We start from the raw sequence: 21,993 nt of genomic DNA, 5'->3' as shown, positions 1-21,993 counted from the left end.
TAAGATGCGTCCATGGGTGTGACGGTCGAGGTCGGACAGCAGAGCGCGTACCTGGCGCGCGTAGGGCGGGTCGGCATGCTGCTGTTGCCGATGATCACCGGGATCGGGGAGCAGGTGCGGGCCTGGGCGGACGAGCTCGCCGGGGAGGAAGGGATCACTGCGCTGGCGTGGGATCCGTTCAAGGGGCGCAGTTCCGACAACGCCACGCGGGAAGAGTTGTCCGCGATGCTGCGGGAGTTGGACGACGACGCGGCGCTCGCTGAGCAGCGCGCGTTGCTGGATTACCTGTTCGACGAGCTGGGATGTACCAAGGTCGGCGTGATCGGCTGGTGTCTCGGCGGCCGGTTCGCCTTGCTGCTCGCCGCGCGCGATCAGCGGGTCGCGAACGTGATCGCCTTCCACCCGACGGTGCCGTCGGATCTGCCGCCGCACCAGACGTACGACGCGATCGCCGACTCGGCCGGCATCACGGCGCCGGTGCTGGTGAGCTACCCGAGCGCCGACACCGTCGTACCGAACGCGGACTTCGAGGCGTTGCAGACCGTGCTGCAGTCGCGGACCGCCGGCGCGACGTTCACGCAGTACTTCCCGGGGGCGGAACACGGGTTCTCGGACAAGGGTCGGCAGGACAAGGAGGTCAACGCGAACGCGTACCACCTGGCCTGGCCGCAGGCGCTCGCGTTCATGAAGGCGACGATCGCCTGAGTTCCGCCTCGATGCGACGGTGCAGTTCCCCGAGCCGGCTCCGGCCCGGGGCGCCGTCGGGGTAGCGCGCGAGGATCTCCCGGACAGTTTGCGGTACGCGGTCGATCGCCCAGCGGATGACGGCGTCCGCGGCGGCCGGATCGCCGGCCGCGAGCTCATGGGCATAGGCGGCGTACTGCGCGGACGCGACGATGTGCTTCACCTGGGTGGCGGCCGCGAACGGGTGCAGGTACGCCGATCCGGCCGCACCGACCGCGGCCCGAGCCGCTGCTTCCGCCGCCGGATCGTCCATCGCACCGGCCGCCTTGAGCGCGGCGAAGGCGGCGGTCCGGATCGTCTTCGTCCGCGGGCCTCCGGTACCGAACTCACGGACGGCGGAGATCGCCTCCCGCGGCCGCGGATCGTTCGGCGCGACTGCCTCGTACAGCGGTACGGCGCGCTCGGCGCAGTCCGCCGTCCACAGGCTCAGCTGCCGCAGTTCGCCGAGGTTGAGGGGGATCTCGTCATGACCCATGAGCCTCAATCGTATCGTTGAACCTCGATGTTGAGACTTCTCAGGCCACCCGGCGGTGCTCGGTCGGCGTGATCCCGCGGACCCGCTTGAACGCCACGCTCAACGCGAAGGCGTTCGCGTATCCGACCCGGCGGGCGATCGTCTCGACCGTGTCCCGGGTCGCCCGGAGCTGATCCGCCGCGAGTGTGATCCGCCAGCCGGTCAGGTAGCTCATCGGCGCCTCACCGACCACCGCGGTGAACCGGCGCGCCAGCGACGCCCGCGACACCCCGACCCGGTCCGCGAGCTCGGAGACGCTCCACGGGTACGCCGGATCCTCGTGCAGCAGGCGCAACGCCGCCCCTGCGATTGGGTCGGTCTGCGCCTGGTACCACCCCGGCGCGTGCGAGTCCGGCCGCGCGAACCACGCGCGCAGCGTCGTGATCAAGGCCAGATCCAGCCACCGATCCAGCACGCTCTGCTGGCCCGGCGCGTCCCGCTGGATCTCGTCGACGATCATCTCCATCACCGATCCGGCGATCTCGGCGGCGGGAACGACCAGCACCGGAGGCAAGGCGGTGAGCAGCCGGCGGCTGACATCGCCGCCGATCTGATAGGTGCCGCTGGCAATCATCACCGCGCCGGACTTCCGGCTGCCGTACGTCCGGACGCCGAGCCGGGCCGAGTAGTCGACCGGTGCCCCAGGCAACGGTTCGCAGATGCCGCCGGGATGGATCCGCAGTTGCGGCGCGGTGCCGAGGCGGTCACTGACGACGTACGGCGCCGGGCCGGTGATGATCGCGACATCACCCTGCTCCAATCGCAGCGGCTCGAGCCCGTCCCGCGCCAGCCAGCCGGACCCGCGCACCAGCGTCGCGAGCGCCAGCGGCGCCTCGTCGCGGATCTCCACGGACCACGGCAGATCCAGGATCGTCAGGTTGAAGACCCCGTCCTGGGCCCGGGTCCCAGCGAGCAGTTGGTCGAGCACGTCCATACCGTGAGCCTACCCGGTGTGAGCGTTGCAAACATCGAATCGCGCCATACAGCCATGGTTCGTCTCGATGTGGTCGGGTGAACTGAGGACATGAACGAGATTCTGATCCTCAGTGGCAAAGGCAAGACCGGCCGCCGTGTCGCGGCCCAGCTCGACGCCCGCGGCGTCCCGTACCGGTTGGCGTCCCGCTCGACCGCGCAGCCGTTCGACTGGTACGACGAGAGCACCTGGGACGCAACGCTGGCGGGTGCGGACACGGCGTACCTCGCGCCGCCCGTCGGTCCGACCGGACTGACCCAGGCCGGCAAGTTCGTGGCGCAGGCCCGTGGACTCCGGCGGCTGGTGCTGCTGTCGGGCCGCGGCGTGGGCAGCCCTGGGCGCGACTTCGCGGTGTACGACGGTCAGCTCGCGCTGGAGAACGTCGTACGGGCGACCGACCTCGACTGGACGATCGTGCAACCGGCCTGGTTCGCGCAGGGCTTCAGCGAGGACTTCTTGCGCTACCACGTGCTGGCGGGGCAGATCCGCGTGTCGGCCGGTGACGGCGGCGAAGCCTGGATCGACACCAACGACGTCGGTGACGTGATGACCACCGCACTGCTCGACGCCTCGTACATCGGCCGGACGCTGGCGATCTCCGGCCCGCGGGTCCTGACGATGACCGACATCGCGGACGAACTGACCGCAGCGACCGGCCGCCCGATTGCGTACGTCGACCTGTCGCCGCAGGCCCATGTCGCGGAGCTGGTCGAGCAGGGACTCACGCAGGAGGACGCCGACGCGGTGCGCGACTTGTTCGCGGTCATCCGCCACCACCGCTCCGAGTATGTGTCCACCGGCGTCGAGGAAGTCCTCGGCCGGCCGCCCCGCGACTTCGACGACTGGGCGCGCGAGACCGCGAGCAACGGGGTGTGGGGCTGATGGCGGATCCCCAGGCCATCACAATGTGAGCGTCCCGGGCAGGCGCAGCCTCAGCGCGCCCGCCCGCGGCGGATTGTGACGGCCTGAGGATCCGGGTCTCACCGCTGCTGCAGCTGCTGCCACTCCTCGTGGGTCAGCTCCTGCAGTTCGGTCGCCGGGGTCTTGGCCTGCGGGCTGCCGCCGCCGACCGCGCCGCCGCCGAAGACCAGGCTGGCCCAGTTGTTCTGGGCGATCAGCGTCGACGTGGTCTTGTCGCCGTTGATGTCGGCGGCGGTCGTGGTGTCGGTGGTGTCGCCGTCGCAGTTCCAGTCGATCGGCTGGTTCGCCGCGCCGGTCGTCGTACGGGTGGTGCCGTTCGGGCACTTCCAGCTGGTCCGGTAGCCCGCGCCGAGGCTGCCGAGGCCGACGGTCTCGTCCGGCCGGGCCTCGTTGATCGAGGTCGGCTGGACGTTCGAGTAGCCCCAGTACTTCGTGCCGTCGGCCTTGAGTACGCCGCCGAGCTGGAAGAAGTAGTTCATCACGCTGAGGTAGTTCGGCTTGTAGTTCAGGTGGTCGGCGCCGCCGTGCTTGAGGCCGATGTTGTGGCCGAGTTCGTGGATGAACGTGCCCACGTTGACGTCGTCGGTCGCGTTCCAGTTGCACTTCGGGCCGACCGTCACGATGAACGTGTCGTTCGGGATGTTGAAGGCCTGCCCGCTGCTGCAGCCGCCGTCGTAGCTGTCCGCCCAGAGCATGTAATGGAAGACGGCCTTGCGCGCCGACGCGAAGTTGGCTGCCTTGATCGCGTTCGTCTGGGTGGCGGACGGGTTCAGGTCGGCGTCGTACGTGACCTGGTTGCCACCGCCGAGGTTGTACGCCGCACCGCGGGCGGACCCGGCGTCGAGGTGGATCGTGACGCCGGTGCTGCCGTCGGGATTGCTGACCGGTGCGGAGGCAAAGACCTGGACGATCCGGTCCAGCGCGGCCGTGGTCGCGAGCCGGCCGTCCATGTAGTCCATCTCGACGAACAGGTCCTTCTTCTGCGGATCGGCGCCCAGCGCGGGCAGATCCACGTCGACGGTGCCGTCGCCGTTCGCGTCGTACCCGTTCGTCTCCCAGGCGTCCGGTAACGCGTCGCCGTCGGTGTCGGTCGCCGCGACCACTGCGGCGCGGCCGGAGTCGAGGGCCGGGACAGGCGCCGCCACCGCGCTCGAGGCGGCGAGCGCGGCGGCGGCCAGCGAAGTCAGGACGGCGAACACGGCGGGGCGGGGCCTCATCAGATCTCCTTCGGGGGCGGTTGGTGATCTGATCGCTACCGTAGGTGATTTCTCCTGCAGAAGACGGCGCAGCGGGGACACTGGCCCAATTGGGTCAAGCGTTTGAGTGCTCAGTCCGCAGACCGAAGCATGGTGCGGATGCCGACCGTCAGTCCCAGGACCGCGGTGACGATCGCCGCGACCAGACCCCACAGCACCGCGCTGCTCGCGACATCGCCCGAGAACAGCGCCCGCTCGGCGTCGACGAGGTACGACAGCGGGTTGAAGTTCGCCGCGACCCGCATCCAGCCAGGACCGCTCTCCAGTGGCAGCAACATCCCGGACAGGATCATCAGCGGGAACAGGAACGTCTGCTGAACGACCCAGAACATCCAGTCCTGCTTGCGGACCGCGATCGCCAGCGCGTAGCTGAACGAACCGAGCCCGACGCCGAACACCGCGAGCAGCGCGAGCCCGACGAGCGCGCCACCGACGTGCAGGTCGAAGGCGAACGGCGTCATCACCGCGATCACGATCACCGCCTGCCCGAACAGCGGCACCATCTCCTTCAATGCCCGGCCGATCAGCAGCGAGGACCGCGACAGCGGCGTGACCAGCATCCGCTCGTGCGCGCCGGTCTGGAACTCGAACAGCAGGTTCGCGCCGGTGGTCGACGTACCGAACAGTGTGGTCATCACCAGGATCGACGGGACGAACCACTGCCACACGCCGGCGCCGAACTCTGCGCCCATCGAACCGGACAGCAGCGGGCCGAACAGGGCGAGGAACACCAGCGGCTGGATCATCCCGAACAGCAGCGAGAACGGGTCGCGCAGCACCGGCTTCAGTTCGCGCGTCATCACAATCCGGATGTCGCGCAGCAGGTTCCGCTGCGGCCCGGCGGTCGCGACAGTGGTGGTCGGGAGGGTGAGGGTGGTCATCAGGCTGCCTTTCCGTTCGAGTCTTCGCGCAAGCTGCGGCCGGTGAGGTTGAGGAACACGTCGTCGAGCGTGGGGCGGTGCACCTGGGCGGACGCGATCGGTACGCCGTGCTGCTGCGCCGCCGCGATCAGCTCGGGCAGCGCCGTCGGACCGTTGGCGACCCGCACGCCGACCTCGTCGCCGGCGGCAACGACATCGCGGGCTCCAGGCAACTTCTCGGCCAGTCGTGCCAGCTCGGCAGCGTTGCTGGAGGCAACAGTCAGGGCGAGCCGATCGCCGGCCAGCTCAGCCTTCAACCCGTCGGCGGTGTCGTCGGCGATCACCTCGCCGTGGTCGACCACGACCACCCGCTCGGCCATCGAGTCGGCTTCGTCGAGGTAGTGGGTGGTCAGCACGATGGTCATCGCGTACTGCTCACGCATCCGCAGGATGTGGTCCCACAGGTTCGCGCGATTCTGCGGGTCGAGACCGGTCGACGGCTCGTCGAGGAACAGCAGCGGCGGCGCGTGCATCAGGCCCATCGCGACGTCGAGTCGCCGGCGCTGCCCCCCGGACAGCTCGGACACCTTGCGCTGGGCGAGGTCGGTGAGCTCGAGCGCGTCGAGCAGTTCACCCGCGCGCTGCTTCGCCGTACGCCGGTCGAGCCCGTAGATCACGCCCTGCCCGGAGAGTTCGTCGGCGGCGCGTTGTGCGTGGCCCGCGCCGTTGCCTTGGCCGACGTACCCGATCCGGCGGCGGACCTGACTGGGGTGCGTGGTCACGTCGTACCCGGCGACCGTCGCGGTGCCCGAGGTCGATGCGATCAGGGTGGTGAGCATGCGCAGCGTGGTGGTCTTGCCGGCGCCGTTCGGGCCGAGGACGGCGACCAGTTCACCGGGTTCGACATCGAGGGTGATCCCGCGGACGGCGTGCACGGTCTCGGTACGGCTCACCACGAAATCCCGGGTGAGCGCTCGGGTGCTGATCACGATATCTCCTTCGGTCAGGGACTCTGGACCTGACATTTCCAGGAGTAGAGGACAGGTTCTGGCCGCTACCCGTGCCAATCTGAAGTCATGTCCGAGACCTCAGCCCGTTTGCTCGCGTTGCTGTCGCTGTTGCAGGCGCGCCGCGACTGGCCCGGTCAGCTGCTGGCCGAGCGTCTGGAAGTCAGCCCGCGGACCGTCCGCCGTGACGTCGACCGCCTGCGCGAGCTCGGGTATCCGGTGCGCGCCACCAAGGGCCCCGACGGCGGGTACCGCCTTGACGCGGGTGCCGATCTGCCGCCGCTGCTGTTCGACGACGACCAGGCGATCGCGGTCGCGGTGGCGCTGCAGACCGCAACCACCACGGTCACCGGGATCGAGGAGGGTGCGCTGCGGGCGCTGGCGACCGTGCGTCAGGTGATGCCGGCGCGGTTGCGGCAGCGGGTCGATGCGCTGCAGGTCACCACGGTCGACCGGTACGCGAACCGCCGTACGACCGTCGACTCGGACAAGCTGATCGCGGTCGGTACGGCGGTCCGCGGGCGCGAGGTACTGCGCTTCGACTACCCCGCGGCCAGCGGGTCGGAGGAATGGGTGCCGCCGCGCAAGGTCGAGCCGCACCACCTGGTGACGTGGGGCGGCCGCTGGTACCTGGTCGGCTGGGATCTCGAGCGCAACGACTGGCGGACCTTCCGGGTCGACCGGATGACGCCGAAGACACCGACCGGACCGCGCTTCACCCCGCGCGAACTGCCGGCGCCCGACGTGGCGACGTACATCGCGCGCAAGTTCCACGGGCAGGACCAGAACCCGTGCCGCGGTGCGGCGATCCTGCAGGCGCCGGCGTCGCTGGTCGCGAAGTACGCCGGCCGCGGGGCCATCGTGGAAGAGGTCACGTCGACGACCTGCCGGCTGATCCTGACCGCATGGTCCTGGACGGGGCTGGCCGCGACGTTCGGGATGTTCGAGTGCGACCTGGAGTTCGTCGGACCCCAGGAGTTGAAGGATGCGGCGACACAGCTCGCCGCACGGTACCGAGAGGCGGTCTGATGACCGAGGAACTGATCGTCGCCGACGCCGCCGCGTGGTCGAAGTGGCTGCACGAACACCACCAGGAGCCGGACGGCGTCTGGCTGGTGCTCGCGAAGAAGCACGTCACCACGCCGACGAGCCTCACGTATGACGAGGCGCTCGAGGAAGCGTTGTGCCACGGGTGGATCGACGGCCAGCGGCGAGCGCGCGACGAGCGCACGTTCATTCAGCGGTACACCCCGCGCCGCGCGCGCAGCGTGTGGTCGAAACGGAACGTCGACCTGATCGCCCGGCTGGAGGACGACGGCCGGATGCTCCCGGCCGGGCGCGCCGAGGTCGAGCGTGCGAAAGCCGACGGCCGTTGGGACCAGGCCTACGGCGGGGCGAGCGCCTCCGAGGTCCCGGAGGATCTCGCGGCCGCGCTGGCCGCCGAACCCAAGGCGCAGGCGATGTTCGACATCCTGACCAGCGCCAACCGCTTCGCTGTCGTCTACCGCGTCACCACTGCCAAACGCCCCGAAACCCGAGCCAAGCGCATCGCCGTCTACGTCGAGCAACTGTCTCGCGGCGAGACCATCTACCCGCAGAAGCGCACGTTGTAAGTGTGTCAGCACGACAGGACGTGTCTTTGGCTCGGTGGGCGCCGCAGGCGTGCGGCCTCCCAACGGACCCCGGTTCAGGCGACACGTCCTGTTGAGATTGCACGCTACGAAGGCTCGACGAAGTCCAGGGTCGCCTCCTGAGCTGCGGTGAGGGGAAAGTAGGCGAGGAAGGTGACCGGCTCGTCCTTGGTGTCGAAGCGTTCGATCCGCTCGACGGCCGGCTCGTAGAACACGTCACCGGCCCGTAGTACCTGCGGCTCGGAGTCCGCGGACTGCTGGTAGACGGCCGATCCCGACACGATGTTGCCGAAGACGGGGCCGTTGTGGACGTGGGCTCCGAGTGCGGTGTGCGGGTCGATCGTGATCCGGCGGACCTCGACGCGCTGCACCGGGAGCGCCGCCGGCAACTCCTGGTCGAGGACGACGACGCGGCTGATCGCAGAGTTCATGGGCAGCATCGTACATACCAATAGGTACAGACACGGCTCGCGCGCGATCGGCTGCTGCCGAGGCAGCTCAGTACAGGACCGGGTTGAGCGGTGAGGTGATGGGATCGCCCGCCTGGGCGCCGGGCATCCAGTGGGCGAGTTCGAGCTCCTGGTTCTCGTTCACCGGCGCCGCGATCCGCATGTCGGCGTCGATGTAGATGATCGTCATCACCCGGCGCGGTACGTCGGTGGTGTTCGGCGGCGCGTGGTGGAAGGTCCAGCCGAGGTGATAGCTGACCTCGCCGAGCTCGTACGGCTCCGACACCTCGGGGAAGTCTTGCGCCGCCAGCGCTTCCTGCAGCGCCTGCTCGGACTCGTCGCTGATCGGCAGGTCACGGCCGTGCTCGAAGGTATGGCTGCCGGCCGCGAACGACAGCGGACCCATCGCCATCGGTGTCTCCTGCAACGGAATCCAGACCGTCACGCACCGGTCCGACGCGAACGGCCAGTAGTACTGGTCCGCGTGCCAGGGCGTGATGCCGCCGCCGGCCTCCTTGTACAGGGCCTGGTCGTGGTACAGCCGGACCGACTGCACACCGAGCAGTTGGGCCGCGATCCGCGCCAGCCGCGGCGACGACACGAACTCCAGTACCCGCTCGCTGTCCTGCCACAGGTTCGTGACCTGCAGGAACGCCTGCCCGTAGGTGTCACGCTCCTCGAGCGGCACGTCGGCGGCCAGTTCGAGCACCTTTTCGGTGATCTCCGGCTCGTACTCCGCGATGGTGTCGCCGCTGAGGACGTTCTTCAGCTTAACGAACCCGTGCGTACGGAAGTGCGCGACAGCGGACCGACTGAGGGTGTAGTCGGTCTCCAGCTCCGGGCGGGTCAGAGTCATGGGACCCTAGGGTTCCGGCACCGCTCAGCGCTGTAAAGATCAGTGATCAAATCTTTGCCCATCGTGCACGTGCACCAAGGCGAATCGTCTCGATCGACGGGTCCGTGGGTCAATCCTGGTACGCCGACCGGCCGCGGTCACGGCCAGACACCCGACTTTGTGCACCAGATCCGCGTCCGTCTTCCACTTTGTGCACCAGATCCGTACTTTTCGACCGCGAAAGTACGGATCTGGTGCACAAAGAGCGCGGCCGGCTGCCGCCATCGAGTGTCCGCGCGGCGTGCACCGTCCACCGTCGCTGTTCATGCGTTGGCGAAGCGGTCGAGTGCCGAGACGACCAGGTCCGCGGTCCGCGCACCGCTCGCTCCGTGCCCCTCCTGCTCGACCAGGTGCAGTACGGCGCCCGGCCAGGCCTGAGCCATCCGCCAGGCGACCTCGACCGGGCTGCTGATGTCGAGCCGTCCGTGGATCAGCACGCCTGGAGTCCCGGCCAGCCGACCCGCGTTCCGGATCAGTGCGTCCACTTCCAGCCAGGCCGCGTGCCCCCAATAGTGCGTGACGAGCCGCGCGATCCGCAGCCGCACCACCGGGTCCTCCCAGCGCGGATCCGGCGTCCAGTCCGGGTGGGTCCGGACATGCGTCTCTTCCCACGCGGCCCAGTTCCGCGCCGCGCGGTCTCGGACTCCGGGATCCGGATCGTGCAGGAGCTTGCTGTAGGCAAGCGCCAGGTTCCCGTCCCGCTCACTCTCGGGTACGCCGTCCCGGAACTGCGCCCACTCCTCGGGAAAGATTCGGCCCATCTCCCGGGTGATCCAGTCGACTTCCCGCCGGCTGGTGTTGGTGACGCTGAACAGCACGATCTCCGAGATCACCTCGGGATGCTGCTCGGCGTACGCGAGTCCGAGTGTCGCGCCCCAGGACGCGCCGAGGAGCAGCCACCGGTCGATCTCCAGGTGCCGACGCAGTTGTTCGAAGTCGGCGATCAGCTGCTGGGTGGTGTTGTTCCTCAGATCGACGTCGGGCGCGGCCGCATCCGGCGTACTGCGGCCGCAGTTGCGCTGGTCGACCAGGACCACGCGGTACCGGGCGGGATCGAAGTACCGCCGCCAGAAGGGGCTCGCGCCGGACCCGGGTCCGCCGTGGACGACGAGGGCGGGCTTGCCCTCCGGATTCCCGCAGGTCTCCCAGTAGACCCGGTTGTGGTCGCCGACGTCGAGCAGGCCGTGGTCGTACGGATCGAACGGTGGATACATCGGTCAGAGGACTCCGGTGTAGGTCAGGGCGAAGGTGCCGCAGGGGAGGAGGAACAGTGACGCGAGCACGATGATGCCCTTGAACGACTGACCGGGACCGATGAGTCTGCGGTAGGCAAGGATCAGCACCGGGACCATCACGACCTCGAGGACGAGCATGTCCCGCGGGATGATCGTGTCGGTGGCGGCGAGGATCACCGAGAGAGCGGCGGCGGCGATCCAGGCGGCGTACCCGATCCGGTACGTCGTGCGCGCGCCGAACCGGACCGCGATCGTGTGGTAGCCGGCCGCGCGATCCGCGTCGAGGTCGGCGAGGGTGGTGGGCAGGTAGAGCCCGACCGCGGCGAGCGTTCCCTGTAAGCCCATCAGCCACGGGAAGTCGCTGAGGTCCGGGTTGATCGCGGCCCACCCGGCCAGCGGTCCGAACGCGCCGAGGGCGAGGGCGTTGACCGCGACGTCGAACCCGGCTCGCGTCTTCAGCCGTACCGGCGGGACGGAGTACGCGTACCCGAGCAGGACTGCCAGCAGTACACCCAGAGCAAAAACGATCCCGACCAGCAGACTCAGCCCGACCGCCGCGACCGCCGCCGCGAAGGCGAGCCGGGTCGCCGTGCGCAACGTGATCCGTCCGTCGAGCAACGGCGACTTGGCCTTGCGCGGATTCAGCCGGTCACTCGGCAGGTCGTAGGCGTCGTTCACCGCGAGTACGGCGAGCCACACCAGCGGACCCATCACGACCGCGCCGACGATCAGCCGCGGCCAATCGGCGACCGGCGGAATCAGCCGATGCGTGGCGAGCAGGATGCCCGTGTAGTACGGAACGATCGAGACCACCCAGAACGCCGGACGGCCGACCGCGATCACGTCCCGGACCCGCGGCCCCCGCACCTGCACGCCCGTGCTCACAGCACCACTGTGCTCCACCGGCGGCGCACGACGGATCCCTCGCGCGGGTGAAACCTCTCACTACCTGGTCGCCGGGAACTCCTGAGTGCCGACGACCCGGAGCAGATCGAGCCGGTTGCCGGTTTCGTCGTCGGCCGGGGTCAGGACCAGCAGCTCCTGGCCCTGATCCGGGGTCATCAGGGTCTCGCAGTCCATCAGCAGGCGACCGACCTCGGGATGCAGGATCGCCTTTCGGTCGGCCCGGCGTACGGCGACCTCGTGGTCGGCCCACAACGTACGAAACTCCTCGCTCGCGGCCTGCAGACGCTCGATCAGCCCGGCGACCAGCGGATCGCCCGTGCGACGGCCGGCCACCGCGCGCAGGTCGGCCACCACCTGACGCGACTGGTGGTCCCTGTCCTCGGGCGGACAGCCGTCGCGGCCGTCGGGATCGACGAACCAGCGGTACGCGAGGTAGCGCCGGTCGCCGTTGAGATCCGCGAGGTCGCCGGCCAGCAGGACCGACATCCGGTTCTGCGCGAGCACCTCGCCGAGATCGGACAGCACCATCGCCGCGGTGTCGCCGAGCAGGTCGAGCAGCCGGATCAGGCCGGAGCGGGCCAGCCGCGCGACGCCGTCCGCGGGTGGCGGCCGGTGCCCGGCCAGGTGGAACAGGTGGTCACGCTCGTCGTCGGACAACCGCAACGCCCGAGCCAGTGCCGCGAGCAACTGTGTCGACGGCTGGCTGCTCCGGCCCTGTTCGAGACGGACGACGTAGTCCACCGACATGCCCGCGAGCATCGCGACCTCCTCACGGCGCAGACCGGTGGTCCGTCGCCGCGGGTTCACGCTCAACCCGACGTTGGCCGGCCGGATCGCCGCCCGGCGCCGGCGGAGGAAATCGGCGAGCTCGTCTCGTTGCATGACTCCATGCTGCCTCGCGCTCGGGACACCAACCAGGGAGCGGCGCTCCCATGATGAACGCTCCGCTACCGCGCCCGCCGTACCCGACCGAGGGTGGAGGAAACGCAACGAAGGAGCTCACATGAAGACCCGAACCCTCGGCAAGACCGGCCCGACCACGTCCGCCATCGGCCTCGGCGCGATGGGAATGTCCGGCGCGTACGGCGAAGCCGACCGCGGCGAGAGCATCGCCACCGTGCACGCCGCGCTCGACGCCGGCGTCACGCTCCTCGACACCGCCGACTTCTACGCCATGGGCCACAACGAACTGTTGCTGGCCGAGGCCTTGCGCGGGCGGCCGCGCGACAGCTACCAGCTCAGCGTGAAGTTCGGCATGCTCGCCGGACCGGGGAACCAGTTCTTCGGATTCGACGGGCGGCCCGCCGCGGTGAAGACGTTCCTCGCGCATTCGCTCACCCGGCTCGGCACCGACTACATCGACATCTACCGGCCGGCCCGGCTCGATCCCGCCGTACCGATCGAGGAAACCGTTGGTGCGATCAAGGATCTCGTCGAGGCCGGGTACGTCCGCCAGATCGGGCTGTCCGAGGTGAACGCGGAGACGATCCGCCGGGCGCATGCCGTACACCCGATCTCCGACCTGCAGATCGAGTACTCGCTGCTGTCCCGGGCGATCGAGCCGGAGGTGCTGCCGACGCTGCGTGAGCTCGGCATCGGGCTGACGGCGTACGGCGTCCTCGCCCGCGGACTGATCTCTGGTCACTGGACCGCCGACCGCACCCCACGCCCCGGCGACTCGCGGGCCGCCGGCCCACGCTTCACCGGTGAGAACGTCCAGCACAATCTCGCGCTCGTCGACGCCTTGCGCAAGGTTGCCGAGCGCAAGGGCTGCACGGTGGCCCAGTTGGCGATCGCCTGGGTCGCCGCCCAGGGCGACGACATCGTTCCCCTGGTCGGCGCCCGGACGCGGCAGCGGCTGCACGAGGCGCTGCCCGCGGTCGAGGTCGACCTCACGGCGGACGACCTGGCCACCATCGAGCAGGCGGTTCCCCGCGGCGCCGCCCGCGGGGACCGCTACCCGGCCGTGTTCATGTCGACGCTCGGCGTCGGCAACTGACCGTCACAACCTGATCTGAGCCAAAGCGCCGGTTTCGAGGGCGACCCAGACCGAGCCGTTCGCGTCGACCGTCAAGCCGTGCGGCTCGGATCCGTCGCCCAGCGGGTGCTCGGCGATGATGTTGCCGCCAGCATCCAATCGCAGCAGTGCACCGGAGCGCCACAGCGTCAGCCAGCAGCCGCCGTCCGCGGTCGCCGCCACGGCATGCGGCTTGGCGTCGGCGGGGAGCGGGTACTCCTTGATGTCCCCGTCGGCGGTGATCCGGCCGGCCTGGTTCGCGAGCAGTTCGGCGAACCAGACGCCGTCCGGACCCGCGCTGATCCCGACCGGCCCGGCTCCCGTCGTGGGCAGCGGGTAGGTCGTGACCTCGCCGTTCGTAGTCATCCGGCCGATCGCGCCGGCCTGGTTGAGGGTGAACCACAGATCGCCGGCGTACGTCGTGATCATCGCCGGGAACGTCCCGGTCGCTCCGATCGGGTACGTCGTCACGTCGCCGTCCGGTGTGATCCGCCCGATCGCGTCGGCGCTCATCAACGTGCACCACAACGCGCCGTCCGGACCGACACACAGCCCGTACGGCGCGCCCGCCACATCGATCGCCGACACGGTCCCGTCGTACGAGATCCGCCCGATGCGCTCGTCGCCGTTGCGGGAGAACCAGACGGCATCGTCCGGGCCGTCGACGATCACGCTCGGGCGCGACCCCGGTGCGTCGAGATCAAAGACCCGCCCTGACGCGGTGGCGACGCGACCGGTGTGGACCAGCGTCGTCCACACCTCGTTGCCCGCCGCAACCACGCCGTACGGTGCGCCGTCGACCTTGAACTCAGTGACTGACATATGCATTCTCCTTCAGGTCGACGATGGTTCCCCGCCAGCGCGAGATGAAGCGGCGGTCGTGGCTGACGACGACCAGTGCACCGGCGTACCGGTTGAGCGCAGCCTCGAGTTCTTCCACGAGGACGAGGGACAGGTGGTTGGTCGGCTCGTCGAGCAGCAGTACGTCGTACGGCGTAGTGAGCACACGCGCCAACGCAAGCCGTCGACGTTGACCGGTCGACAGCGCACCGACCCGGGTCTGCAACTGCTCTTGACGGAACAGTCCGAGACCAGCGGTGCCGGGATGACGGGCGAGGGCCGCGCGCAGCGTCTCGTCCGGTCGCGGCTCGGTCGTCTCCTGCTGCAGGTAGCCGATTCGGCCGCGGCGGTCGACGTACCCGGAGTCCGGTTCCAGTGCGCCGGCGAGGACGTCGAGGAGCGTCGACTTGCCGGCGCCGTTCGGCCCGGTGATGAGTACGCGGCCGCCCGCAGGTTCCTCGAGGGACGTCGGCCGCAGCCGGTCCGCGACCGCGACACCGACGGCATCGAGCCCCGCCGCGGCGCCGGTCGTCCGCAGCGACGCCGTGAACCGCAGCGGCTTCGCCGGAACCGGCGGCGGATCCTCCTCCAGCCGGCGCAGCCGCTCCTTCGCGTTGCGGATCTTGCTCCGCTCCGCCTCGTTGACGCGACCCGTGGCGCGGTCGTACGCCACCTTGTTGTTGTCCTTCATCGGTCGTCCGTACGCGACCCGGTCGGCGGTCGTCCGGACCAGCGCGCGCAATTCCGCGACGTCGTCCTCCCACTGCTGCCGGTTCTGCTCCTGGCGCGCCCGCTCGGCCGCCTTCTCGGTGAGGTAGCCCTGGTAACCGTTGCCGTACCGCGTGATCCGGTGCGTGTCGCCGTCGACCTCGAACAACGTCGACGCGACCCGTTCGAGGAACGCGCGATCGTGCGAGACCACAACCGTCGTACCGCGCCGGGACCGCAAGTGGTCCTCCAGCCAGGTCGCGGCCGACACATCCAGGTGGTTGGTCGGCTCGTCGAGCAGCAGGATCTCCGGCGACGACGCGAGTACTGCGGCCAGGTGCAACCGCGCGAGTTCGCCGCCGGACAACTCCGCCAGCCGCCGATCGCCCGGCACCGTCGACAGCCCGAGGCCGTGCGTCGCGCGGGCGAACCGCGCGTCTGCGTCGTACCCCTCACGCACCTCGAAGACGGTTTGAAGCTCGCCGTACTCCTCGAGGACGTCGAGGTCGCCCGCGGACAGCCGGCCTTCGAGTTCACGCATCCGGGCCTCGATCCGGCGCAGGTCGGCGAGGGCGTGATCGGCCAGCGCCTGGACGTCGAGATCGAGCGGCAGCGGGTTGTCCTGGGCAAGGAAGCCGATGCTGCCGGCGGCATGCACCGTCCCGTCGGTGGCCGGTTCGAGACCGGCCAGGATTCGCAGCAGGGTCGACTTGCCGGACCCGTTCTCGCCGATCAGGCCGCTGACCTGCCCGGGCGGGAAGGCGCAACTGATCCGGTCGAGCACCGGACGGTGATCGTAGGACTTCGTGACGTCGTGCAGGGACAGCTGGGTAGACATGAGGATCCTCCTGACCTCTCGCGGGTTCGTACGGAAGCGAACGGCGGGTCAGAAGATCACTGGCTACTCCCTAATGCGACGGATGTTGCGTTAAGATGATGCCATGACGGATGGGGTGCGCGCAAGTAGGCCGGGCGGACGAACTGCGCGAGTGCGCGCGGACGTGCTCGCCGCGGTCGAGGCGGAGTTGGCCGAGCACGGGTACGACGGGCTCACGATCGACGCGGTCGCGGCGCGCTCCGGCGTCCACCGCACGACGTTGTACCGGCGGTGGAAGGACGTGTCCGGTCTGCTGGTCGACCTGCTCGCCGCGGGTGCCGACGACGCCTGGGAGCCCGCCGACACCGGCTCGCTCGAGACTGACCTGATGGCCGTCAACCGGGAGGTGCACGCCGCGCTGACCGCCCGGCCGTCCATCACCCAGGCGGTGATCGCAGCGTCCTTCCGTACGGCGGAAGCGGCCGAGGCACTCACCCGCTTCTGGGCGGATCGTTACGAGCGCACCGCACTCGTCGTCCGGCGGGCCGTGGACCGCGGCGAAGTGGCGGCGGACGTCGACGCGCACCGACTGCTGCTCACCGCGACCGCGCCGCTCTATCACCAGCTCGTTCTGCTGCGGCAGCCGATGACGCGCGACGAGGCCGACCAGCACGCCCGGATCGCGGCTGCATCGGTCCGCTAATTGCTTTGCGGCGTTGGTCGGTGCCGCCCTACCTTGGCAGCTCACCGGCCGATGGGAGATCCACGTGAGTGCCACGCTCTACGCGCTGTCGATCGACGTGAAGGATCCCGACGTACTGGCCGGCTACTGGGCCCGTCTCCTCAACTGGCAGCAGGACGGCACCGACCTTCTACCGGACGAACGCACCAGCTTCCGGCTGCGGTTCCTTCCGGGCGAGGACGTCGACGGCCGGCGTGAACAGATCCATCTGCACCTGACCAGCGACCGGGCCGGGCAGCAGGAGGAGACCGTGGCACGGGCGCTCGAGCTCGGCGGCCGGCACCTCGACGTCGGGCAGCTGCCGGAGGAGGGGCACATCGTGCTCGCCGATCCCGAGGGCAACGCGTTCTGTGTCATCGAGTTCGGCAACAACTTCCTCAAGGACACGGCCTTCCTCGGTGAGCTGGCCGGCGACGGGACGCGGGCGGTCGGGGTCTTCTGGAGCCAGGCGCTCGGCTGGCCGCTGGTCTGGGACCAGGACGAGGAGACCGCGATCCAGGCGCCGTCCGGTGGACCGAAGCTCGCCTGGGGCGGCCCGCCGGTCGAACCGAAGCTGTCCAAGAACCGGATGCACTTCGACCTGATCGCCGGCGACTCCGTGGACGACGAGGTCGAGCGGTTGGTGGCCCTCGGTGCGACCCGGCTCGACAGCGGTCAGGGGTGTGCCGGCGCGGTCGCGATGGCCGATCCGGACGGCAACGAGTTCTGCATCCTGACCACCCCGCTCGGCTGACCACGACTTCGGCTTAGGGTCGTGCCGGAGCCCTAGTCGAGGAGGCCTTTGGTGACTGGTCGGTTGGCGAACGAGGTTGTGCTGGTGACGGGCGCCGCCCGCGGGATCGGGCGAGCGGTCGCGGTGAAGGCGGCCGCGGAGGGTGCCGCCGTCGCGCTCGTCGACATTTTGCCCAACGCGCTCGAGGCGACCACTGCGGAGCTGACCGAGGCCGGCGCGACGGTGGCCGCCGCGGTCGGCGACATCACCGACGAGGTGTCGGTCCGGCAGGCGGTCGGCGCGCTGACCGAGCAACTCGGCCGCAGCATCACCGTGCTGGTCAACAACGCCGGCAAGAACTCGTACGCCGACCCCGCGAAGATGTCGGTGGCCGAATGGGACGACGTGTTCGACGTCGACCTGAAGGGCGCGTTCCTGATGTCGCGCGAGGTGCTGCAACCGATGATCGACGCCCGGCACGGCGCGATCGTCAACATCGCCTCGATCCACTCCAAGCTGACCACGGCCGGCATGTTCCCGTACGCCGCCGCGAAGTCCGGCCTGGTCGGGATGACGCGATCGCTCGCGCTCGACGTCGCGCAGTACGACGTCCGGGTGAACGCGGTCAGCCCCGGCTACATCTCGACCGACCTGCTCGAGGAGTTCTTCGACACGATCCCCGGTGAGCGTGAGAAGGCGCTCGGTGTTCACCCGCTCGGCCGGATCGGTACGCCGGAGAACGTCGCCGAGGTGGTCTGCTTCCTCGCCTCGTCCGCGGCCGCATTCGTCACCGGCGCGAACTGGGCCGTCGACGGCGGCCTCGGCGTCCGCTACGCCTGACCACACCCGATCACGCCGACGTCCCGATCACGTCGGTCGGGGTGATCACCCCGGAGGGCCGGGGTTGTAGGCGCAGGCCGAGGTCAGGTCGCCGGTGTCGGGCTTGGTCGTCCTGGGCTGAGCGGTCTTCGGCGTGGTTTTCGGCGTGGTTTTCGGCGTGGTCTTCGGCTGGGCGGCCGTGGCCGGCGGCGTCGTGGTTCCGCGGGCCGACGCCGGATCGAGCGCCTTCGCGACGATCTCGCGCATCCCGGCGTAGTTCGGGTTGCGGCCGTTCGGGAAGTTCTTCTTCTTGTCCAGGTCGATGTTGGTGATCTTCGCGGTCTTCACCCGCTGCCCGAGCGTGACCAGCGGGCCGAGCAGGCGGTCCGGGATGTCGGTGCGGATCAGCTGCTCACCCGCGGCCGCGATCGCCTGGTAGTTGGTCAGCACGTTCCGCGGGGTGGCGCGCTCGACGATCGCCTTGATCGTGCACCGCTGCCGCGCCTGGCGGGCCAGGTCCGCCGTCGGCACCCGGTACCGCCCGCGGGCGAACCAGAGCGCGTCGGGACCGTCGAGGTGCTGATCCGGTCCGGGCTGCAGGTACCTGCTGGGCGGGATCTTCTTGTCGTCGTTCCCGCCGACCGGGACCGGGTAGTTGATGTTCACGGTGATCCCGCCGAGCGCGTCGATCAGCTGCGCGAACCCGGCGAGATTGATCTGCACGTAGTAGTGGATCCGGAGTCCGAGCGCCTCGCCGACCGACAGTTTGAGGACGTCGGCGCCCTCGTTGTCGGACGGGCCGAGGATGCCGTGGTGCTTGGCCGGGATGTTGCGGTACATCGCGTCCAGGTAGAACTCCGGCTGCTCCTTGTCACCGTTCGGGTCCCAGAATCCGGTCGGGTAGATCTTGTAAAGCGGCGAGTCCTTCGGGAACGGCATCCGCATGAAGTTCCTGGTCAGTGAGATCAGCGACGTGTTGCCGGTCTTGGTGTCGATGCTCGCGACCATGACCGTGTCGGTCCGGGTCCCGTCGCGATCCGCGCCGTCGTCGGCGCCGAGCAGGAGGACGTTCAGCCGCGGCAGTTGCTGCCACGGATCCTTCGTCGACGAGAGCGACGGCCTGGTCTGGCTCTTCGTGTCGTCGTCCCCGAAGACCTTGGTGATCAGGCTGCGCTGCGCGATCAGCGTCTGCGCGCCAGTCGCCGTACTCACGGTCATCGCGAAGCAGACCGCGCCGACGACCAGCGCCCCGGCCAGCCGCGTCCCCGGACCGGCGGTCAGTGGGCGCAGCATCTTGTACGACGTGATGAGCACGACGATCCACGCGAGCCCGGCCACGGACAGGCCGACCATCATCCACAGCAGCAGCGACGGATCCAGCGCCCACGTGATCACCGCGTCCCGCTGCCGCAGGCCGACGTACGCCGCCGCGCCGTACACCGTGAGGCACAGGACGACCAACGTCGTCCCGAGCTTGATCCGGCGCGCGACGAGGTACGCCGTACCCGGGAGGAGGAGACCGAAGAGCGCGATCGCCAACGCCCCGATCGCGGTTGGCCGGCGCGCGTCCGTGTGACGTCCACCGGAGCGGCGTGTGCCGGATCGTTGTGCCGGTGCGCGGTGGGCCTGTGAATGGTGGGTCTGTGAGGCGTGGGCCTGTGAGTGGTGGGCCGGTGGGCGGTGGGCCTGCGAGTGGTGGGCACGTGAGCGGGGTGGGGTGGACCGGCGCGCGCGGGACGCTCTGCTCGGGGCCATGCCCTCTTCGATTCACGACGGATGCAAAAAGTTGGCATCATCGTCCGAGTGATCGACATTCACGTACGGCGCGCGAAGCCGGATGATGCGGAGTCGCTGGTCCACTTACGCGGCCTGATGCTGGCGGCGATGGGGGACGACCTCGGCGGACCGGACGCGCCGTGGCGGATCCGCGCTCAGGCCTGGTTCGCCGAGCAACTCGCCGCGCCCGACCGGTTCGCGGCCTTCGTCGTGGACGACCCGGCTTTTGGCGTGGTGGCAGGTGCGGCGGGCGACGTCCACGAACACCCGCCCGGCCCGCGTGACGTGACGACACTGCGCGGGCACCTCTACAACGTCAGCACGCACCCGGACTTCCGCCGCCGCGGCCTGGCGCGGGCGTGCGTCGGCGCGCTGATGGAGTGGTTCGAGCACGAGACCGGCGTCGGCCAGGTCGAGCTGCACGCCACCGACGAGGGTGCCGACCTCTACCGGAAGCTCGGCTTCACCGAGTCCCGCTATCCCACGCTCCGCTTCCGTACCACCCGGGCCTAGGCAGCAGGGCAGCCGCTGTGGATCGAGAAGGGTTTCGGGGCACAGTGACAAGAGGAGAGTGAGGCCGCGCCCGCCGGGGGTGTGGTGTGAGGAGCTCACCGGATGCGTGCTCGCAGTGCTGTCAGGACGATCGGTGTCACCGTCGCGGCGATCGTGGTGACCGGGGCGCTGTTGCAGCTGCCGACCAGCCCGTTCGCGCGACACGGTCAGCCGGAGCGTGACGTCGTACCGGCGGCTGCCGAATCGTCGCCCCAGTCTCCCCAGTCATCGCCGCAGGGCACGGGTGAGGCGCCGGGGCGGTCGGTGGCCTCGCAGCGCCCGCCGGTCAAGCCTGCAGAGGTGATCTCGTACCCGATGGCCGGGCCGCAGACGTTCCGCGTACTGCCCGCGGATCCCGCGGTGATCGGGCGGGCCGGGCGGCTGATGCGGTTCCAGATCTCGATCGAGAACGGCATCACCGGGATCGACCGGGCGGCGTTCGCGCGGTTCGTCCGGGCGACCTACGGCGCACCTCAAGGCTGGGCGTCCCACCGGCTGTGGCGATTCCAGCAGGTCGGCCCGGGGACGACACCTGACTTCACGGTGATGCTGGTGACGCCGGAAACCCGGGACGCGATCTGCGGTGCGGCGCCCGATCGGTACACGAGCTGCCGAATCGGGAAGCGGGTCGTGCTCAACGTCGCGCGCTGGGTGCACGGCGTCCCGCAGTACGGCGCCCCGCTGACGACGTACCGGCAATACATGATCAACCACGAAACCGGCCACCGGCTCGGCCGCGGCCACGAACTCTGCCCCGGGCCCGGTCAGCCGGCGCCCGTCATGCAACAGCAGACCCTCGGCTTGCACGGCTGCACCGCCTACGCGTGGCCCTACCTGAACGGCGCCCGCTACATGGGTCGGCTGGGTCAGTACGACGACCCGGTGCCTCAGGCCTGAACCATCGCCTGCGGGTTCACCGCGGCGGCCACCGCGGCGGACTCCAAACCGTCGGCCACCGTGTGCAGCAGTCGGACCAAGTGGGCGGCGTCGGCCGGGCCGAGGATGCCGGTGATCACGTCGAGGACCCGGACCGTCAACCCCTCGAGCTGCGAGAGCCGGGCCTGCCCCATCGCGGTGACGGCCGGCTCCGGCGTCGTCCGAACCAGGCCGAGCGCCTCAAGGTCGGCGATCGCCAGCTCGGCCTCACCGGTGGTGATGCCGACCTGCCGCGCGACCTCCGCCGCGGTGGTGCGGCCGTTCGAGATCGCGCTCAGCACGAGGGCGGCCGGCATCTTGATCCCGACCGCTTCCTGCAGGCCGACGATCAGCGGATTCGCGTGCCCACGCAGGCGCTCCACCGCGTCGAGCAGACGCAACGCGTCGCTGATGTCACCGATCAGATGCTCGGTCTGCACGGCCGCGATCCCCGCGGACCCGGGTTGCACCGGCGGCGGAATCACTCCGCCGATCACGCGCTCGGGCACTACCAGGGTCTTCGCCGCAACCCGGTCGCCTTCGGGCCCCAGCGCCCCGGACTCGTCCGTCGATGGCCTGACTGCAGCGTCTTCGATGGTCACGTCACCCAGCGTACGGACCGCTTCTGACAGCTTCGGCGCGTCGTTCCTGAGGAAACCCTGTGAATCTGAGTCGTGAAGCTGGTCCTCGGCGTGCTCTACCCT

The 21,993-nt window shown here is 69.5% G+C and carries 24 protein-coding genes; 10 read left to right on the top strand and 14 right to left on the bottom strand.

Annotated elements, in window-relative coordinates:
- Positions 1–12: 12 nt before the first annotated feature.
- Positions 13–705, top strand: a complete 693-nt coding sequence (locus tag AB0B82_RS09985) for an alpha/beta fold hydrolase (protein ID WP_360164665.1) — start codon at positions 13–15, stop codon at positions 703–705.
- Here the strand turns inward: AB0B82_RS09985 and AB0B82_RS09980 are convergent.
- Both AB0B82_RS09980 and AB0B82_RS09975 read right to left on the bottom strand, forming a co-directional pair.
- Complete coding sequence (locus AB0B82_RS09980; protein ID WP_360164663.1) at positions 683–1,219, bottom strand: putative immunity protein; 537 nt, start codon at positions 1,217–1,219, stop codon at positions 683–685. The genes AB0B82_RS09985 and AB0B82_RS09980 overlap by 23 nt on opposite strands.
- A 40-nt stretch (positions 1,220–1,259) precedes the next feature.
- Positions 1,260–2,192, bottom strand: coding sequence for an AraC family transcriptional regulator (locus AB0B82_RS09975; protein WP_360164661.1), 933 nt, complete (start codon positions 2,190–2,192; stop codon positions 1,260–1,262).
- A gap of 90 nt (positions 2,193–2,282) precedes the next feature.
- Between AB0B82_RS09975 and AB0B82_RS09970 the strand changes: the two genes are divergently transcribed.
- Complete coding sequence (locus tag AB0B82_RS09970) at positions 2,283–3,113, top strand: NAD(P)H-binding protein (protein WP_360164659.1); 831 nt, start codon at positions 2,283–2,285, stop codon at positions 3,111–3,113.
- 98 nt (positions 3,114–3,211) lie between these two features.
- On the opposite strand, the gene AB0B82_RS09965 is transcribed toward AB0B82_RS09970, so the two are convergent.
- From AB0B82_RS09965 to AB0B82_RS09955, 3 genes are all read right to left on the bottom strand, one after another.
- The gene (locus tag AB0B82_RS09965) at positions 3,212–4,369 is read right to left on the bottom strand and encodes a hypothetical protein (protein ID WP_360164657.1); all 1,158 of its coding nucleotides are present in this window, start codon (positions 4,367–4,369) and stop codon (positions 3,212–3,214) included.
- 110 nt (positions 4,370–4,479) lie between these two features.
- Complete coding sequence (locus AB0B82_RS09960; RefSeq protein WP_360164655.1) at positions 4,480–5,289, bottom strand: ABC transporter permease; 810 nt, start codon at positions 5,287–5,289, stop codon at positions 4,480–4,482.
- A complete protein-coding gene (locus AB0B82_RS09955) occupies positions 5,289–6,257 on the bottom strand; it encodes an ATP-binding cassette domain-containing protein (protein ID WP_360164653.1) in 969 nt (322 codons plus the stop codon). The genes AB0B82_RS09960 and AB0B82_RS09955 overlap by 1 nt, the downstream gene beginning before the upstream one ends.
- An 87-nt stretch (positions 6,258–6,344) precedes the next feature.
- On the opposite strand from AB0B82_RS09955, the gene AB0B82_RS09950 reads away from it, so the two are divergent.
- The gene (locus tag AB0B82_RS09950) at positions 6,345–7,304 is read left to right on the top strand and encodes a WYL domain-containing protein (RefSeq protein ID WP_360164651.1); all 960 of its coding nucleotides are present in this window, start codon (positions 6,345–6,347) and stop codon (positions 7,302–7,304) included.
- A complete protein-coding gene (locus AB0B82_RS09945) occupies positions 7,304–7,888 on the top strand; it encodes a YdeI/OmpD-associated family protein (protein WP_360164649.1) in 585 nt (194 codons plus the stop codon). Before AB0B82_RS09950 ends, AB0B82_RS09945 begins: the two co-directional genes overlap by 1 nt.
- 104 nt (positions 7,889–7,992) lie before the next feature.
- On the opposite strand, the gene AB0B82_RS09940 is transcribed toward AB0B82_RS09945, so the two are convergent.
- The 5 genes from AB0B82_RS09940 to AB0B82_RS09920 all read right to left on the bottom strand — a co-directional run bounded on the left by AB0B82_RS09940 (position 7,993) and on the right by AB0B82_RS09920 (position 12,273).
- Entirely contained in the window at positions 7,993–8,337 is a 345-nt protein-coding gene (locus AB0B82_RS09940; protein WP_360164647.1) for a cupin domain-containing protein, read from the bottom strand.
- 67 nt (positions 8,338–8,404) lie between these two features.
- A complete protein-coding gene (locus AB0B82_RS09935; RefSeq protein WP_360164645.1) occupies positions 8,405–9,211 on the bottom strand; it encodes a phytanoyl-CoA dioxygenase family protein in 807 nt (268 codons plus the stop codon).
- A gap of 302 nt (positions 9,212–9,513) precedes the next feature.
- Positions 9,514–10,464: a prolyl aminopeptidase gene (gene pip / locus AB0B82_RS09930; protein WP_360164643.1), complete on the bottom strand. Its 951-nt coding sequence runs from the start codon at positions 10,462–10,464 to the stop codon at positions 9,514–9,516.
- A gap of 3 nt (positions 10,465–10,467) precedes the next feature.
- Positions 10,468–11,370, bottom strand: a complete 903-nt coding sequence (locus AB0B82_RS09925) for a UbiA prenyltransferase family protein (RefSeq protein ID WP_360164641.1) — start codon at positions 11,368–11,370, stop codon at positions 10,468–10,470.
- Between the two features lie 60 nt (positions 11,371–11,430).
- Positions 11,431–12,273: a helix-turn-helix transcriptional regulator gene (locus AB0B82_RS09920; RefSeq protein ID WP_360164639.1), complete on the bottom strand. Its 843-nt coding sequence runs from the start codon at positions 12,271–12,273 to the stop codon at positions 11,431–11,433.
- A 121-nt stretch (positions 12,274–12,394) separates the two neighbouring features.
- On the opposite strand from AB0B82_RS09920, the gene AB0B82_RS09915 reads away from it, so the two are divergent.
- Positions 12,395–13,390, top strand: coding sequence for an aldo/keto reductase (locus AB0B82_RS09915; RefSeq protein WP_360164637.1), 996 nt, complete (start codon positions 12,395–12,397; stop codon positions 13,388–13,390).
- Positions 13,391–13,393: 3 nt separating this feature from the next.
- Here the strand turns inward: AB0B82_RS09915 and AB0B82_RS09910 are convergent, their stop codons facing one another.
- Both AB0B82_RS09910 and AB0B82_RS09905 read right to left on the bottom strand, forming a co-directional pair.
- Entirely contained in the window at positions 13,394–14,230 is an 837-nt protein-coding gene (locus AB0B82_RS09910; RefSeq protein WP_360164635.1) for a virginiamycin B lyase, read from the bottom strand.
- Positions 14,217–15,794, bottom strand: a complete 1,578-nt coding sequence (locus tag AB0B82_RS09905; RefSeq protein ID WP_360164634.1) for an ABC-F family ATP-binding cassette domain-containing protein — start codon at positions 15,792–15,794, stop codon at positions 14,217–14,219. Before AB0B82_RS09905 ends, AB0B82_RS09910 begins: the two co-directional genes overlap by 14 nt.
- 103 nt (positions 15,795–15,897) lie before the next feature.
- On the opposite strand from AB0B82_RS09905, the gene AB0B82_RS09900 reads away from it, so the two are divergent.
- The 3 genes from AB0B82_RS09900 to AB0B82_RS09890 all read left to right on the top strand — a co-directional run bounded on the left by AB0B82_RS09900 (position 15,898) and on the right by AB0B82_RS09890 (position 18,067).
- The gene (locus tag AB0B82_RS09900) at positions 15,898–16,476 is read left to right on the top strand and encodes a TetR/AcrR family transcriptional regulator (protein WP_360164633.1); all 579 of its coding nucleotides are present in this window, start codon (positions 15,898–15,900) and stop codon (positions 16,474–16,476) included.
- A 64-nt stretch (positions 16,477–16,540) separates the two neighbouring features.
- Positions 16,541–17,248, top strand: a complete 708-nt coding sequence (locus AB0B82_RS09895) for a VOC family protein (protein ID WP_360164632.1) — start codon at positions 16,541–16,543, stop codon at positions 17,246–17,248.
- Positions 17,249–17,299: 51 nt separating this feature from the next.
- On the top strand, positions 17,300–18,067 hold the full coding sequence (locus AB0B82_RS09890) for an SDR family NAD(P)-dependent oxidoreductase (RefSeq protein ID WP_360164631.1): 768 nt from the start codon (positions 17,300–17,302) through the stop codon (positions 18,065–18,067).
- A 45-nt stretch (positions 18,068–18,112) separates the two neighbouring features.
- On the opposite strand, the gene AB0B82_RS09885 is transcribed toward AB0B82_RS09890, so the two are convergent.
- Positions 18,113–19,585, bottom strand: coding sequence for an LCP family protein (locus tag AB0B82_RS09885; protein WP_360164630.1), 1,473 nt, complete (start codon positions 19,583–19,585; stop codon positions 18,113–18,115).
- 264 nt (positions 19,586–19,849) lie between these two features.
- Between AB0B82_RS09885 and AB0B82_RS09880 the strand changes: the two genes are divergently transcribed.
- Both AB0B82_RS09880 and AB0B82_RS09875 read left to right on the top strand, forming a co-directional pair.
- On the top strand, positions 19,850–20,335 hold the full coding sequence (locus AB0B82_RS09880; RefSeq protein WP_360164629.1) for a GNAT family N-acetyltransferase: 486 nt from the start codon (positions 19,850–19,852) through the stop codon (positions 20,333–20,335).
- 102 nt (positions 20,336–20,437) lie between these two features.
- Positions 20,438–21,271 carry a DUF3152 domain-containing protein gene (locus tag AB0B82_RS09875; protein WP_360164628.1) on the top strand — a complete coding sequence of 278 codons (834 nt, stop codon included), beginning with the start codon at positions 20,438–20,440 and terminating at the stop codon, positions 21,269–21,271.
- Here AB0B82_RS09875 and AB0B82_RS09870 read toward each other — a convergent pair.
- The gene (locus AB0B82_RS09870; RefSeq protein WP_360164626.1) at positions 21,262–21,891 is read right to left on the bottom strand and encodes a helix-turn-helix domain-containing protein; all 630 of its coding nucleotides are present in this window, start codon (positions 21,889–21,891) and stop codon (positions 21,262–21,264) included. The genes AB0B82_RS09875 and AB0B82_RS09870 overlap by 10 nt on opposite strands.
- Positions 21,892–21,993 lie beyond the last annotated feature (102 nt).

Origin of the sequence: Kribbella sp. NPDC048915 (assembly GCF_040649595.1) — a bacterium.
Classification (GTDB): domain Bacteria; phylum Actinomycetota; class Actinomycetes; order Propionibacteriales; family Kribbellaceae; genus Kribbella.
This window is presented reverse-complemented; position numbering and strand designations above follow the sequence as displayed.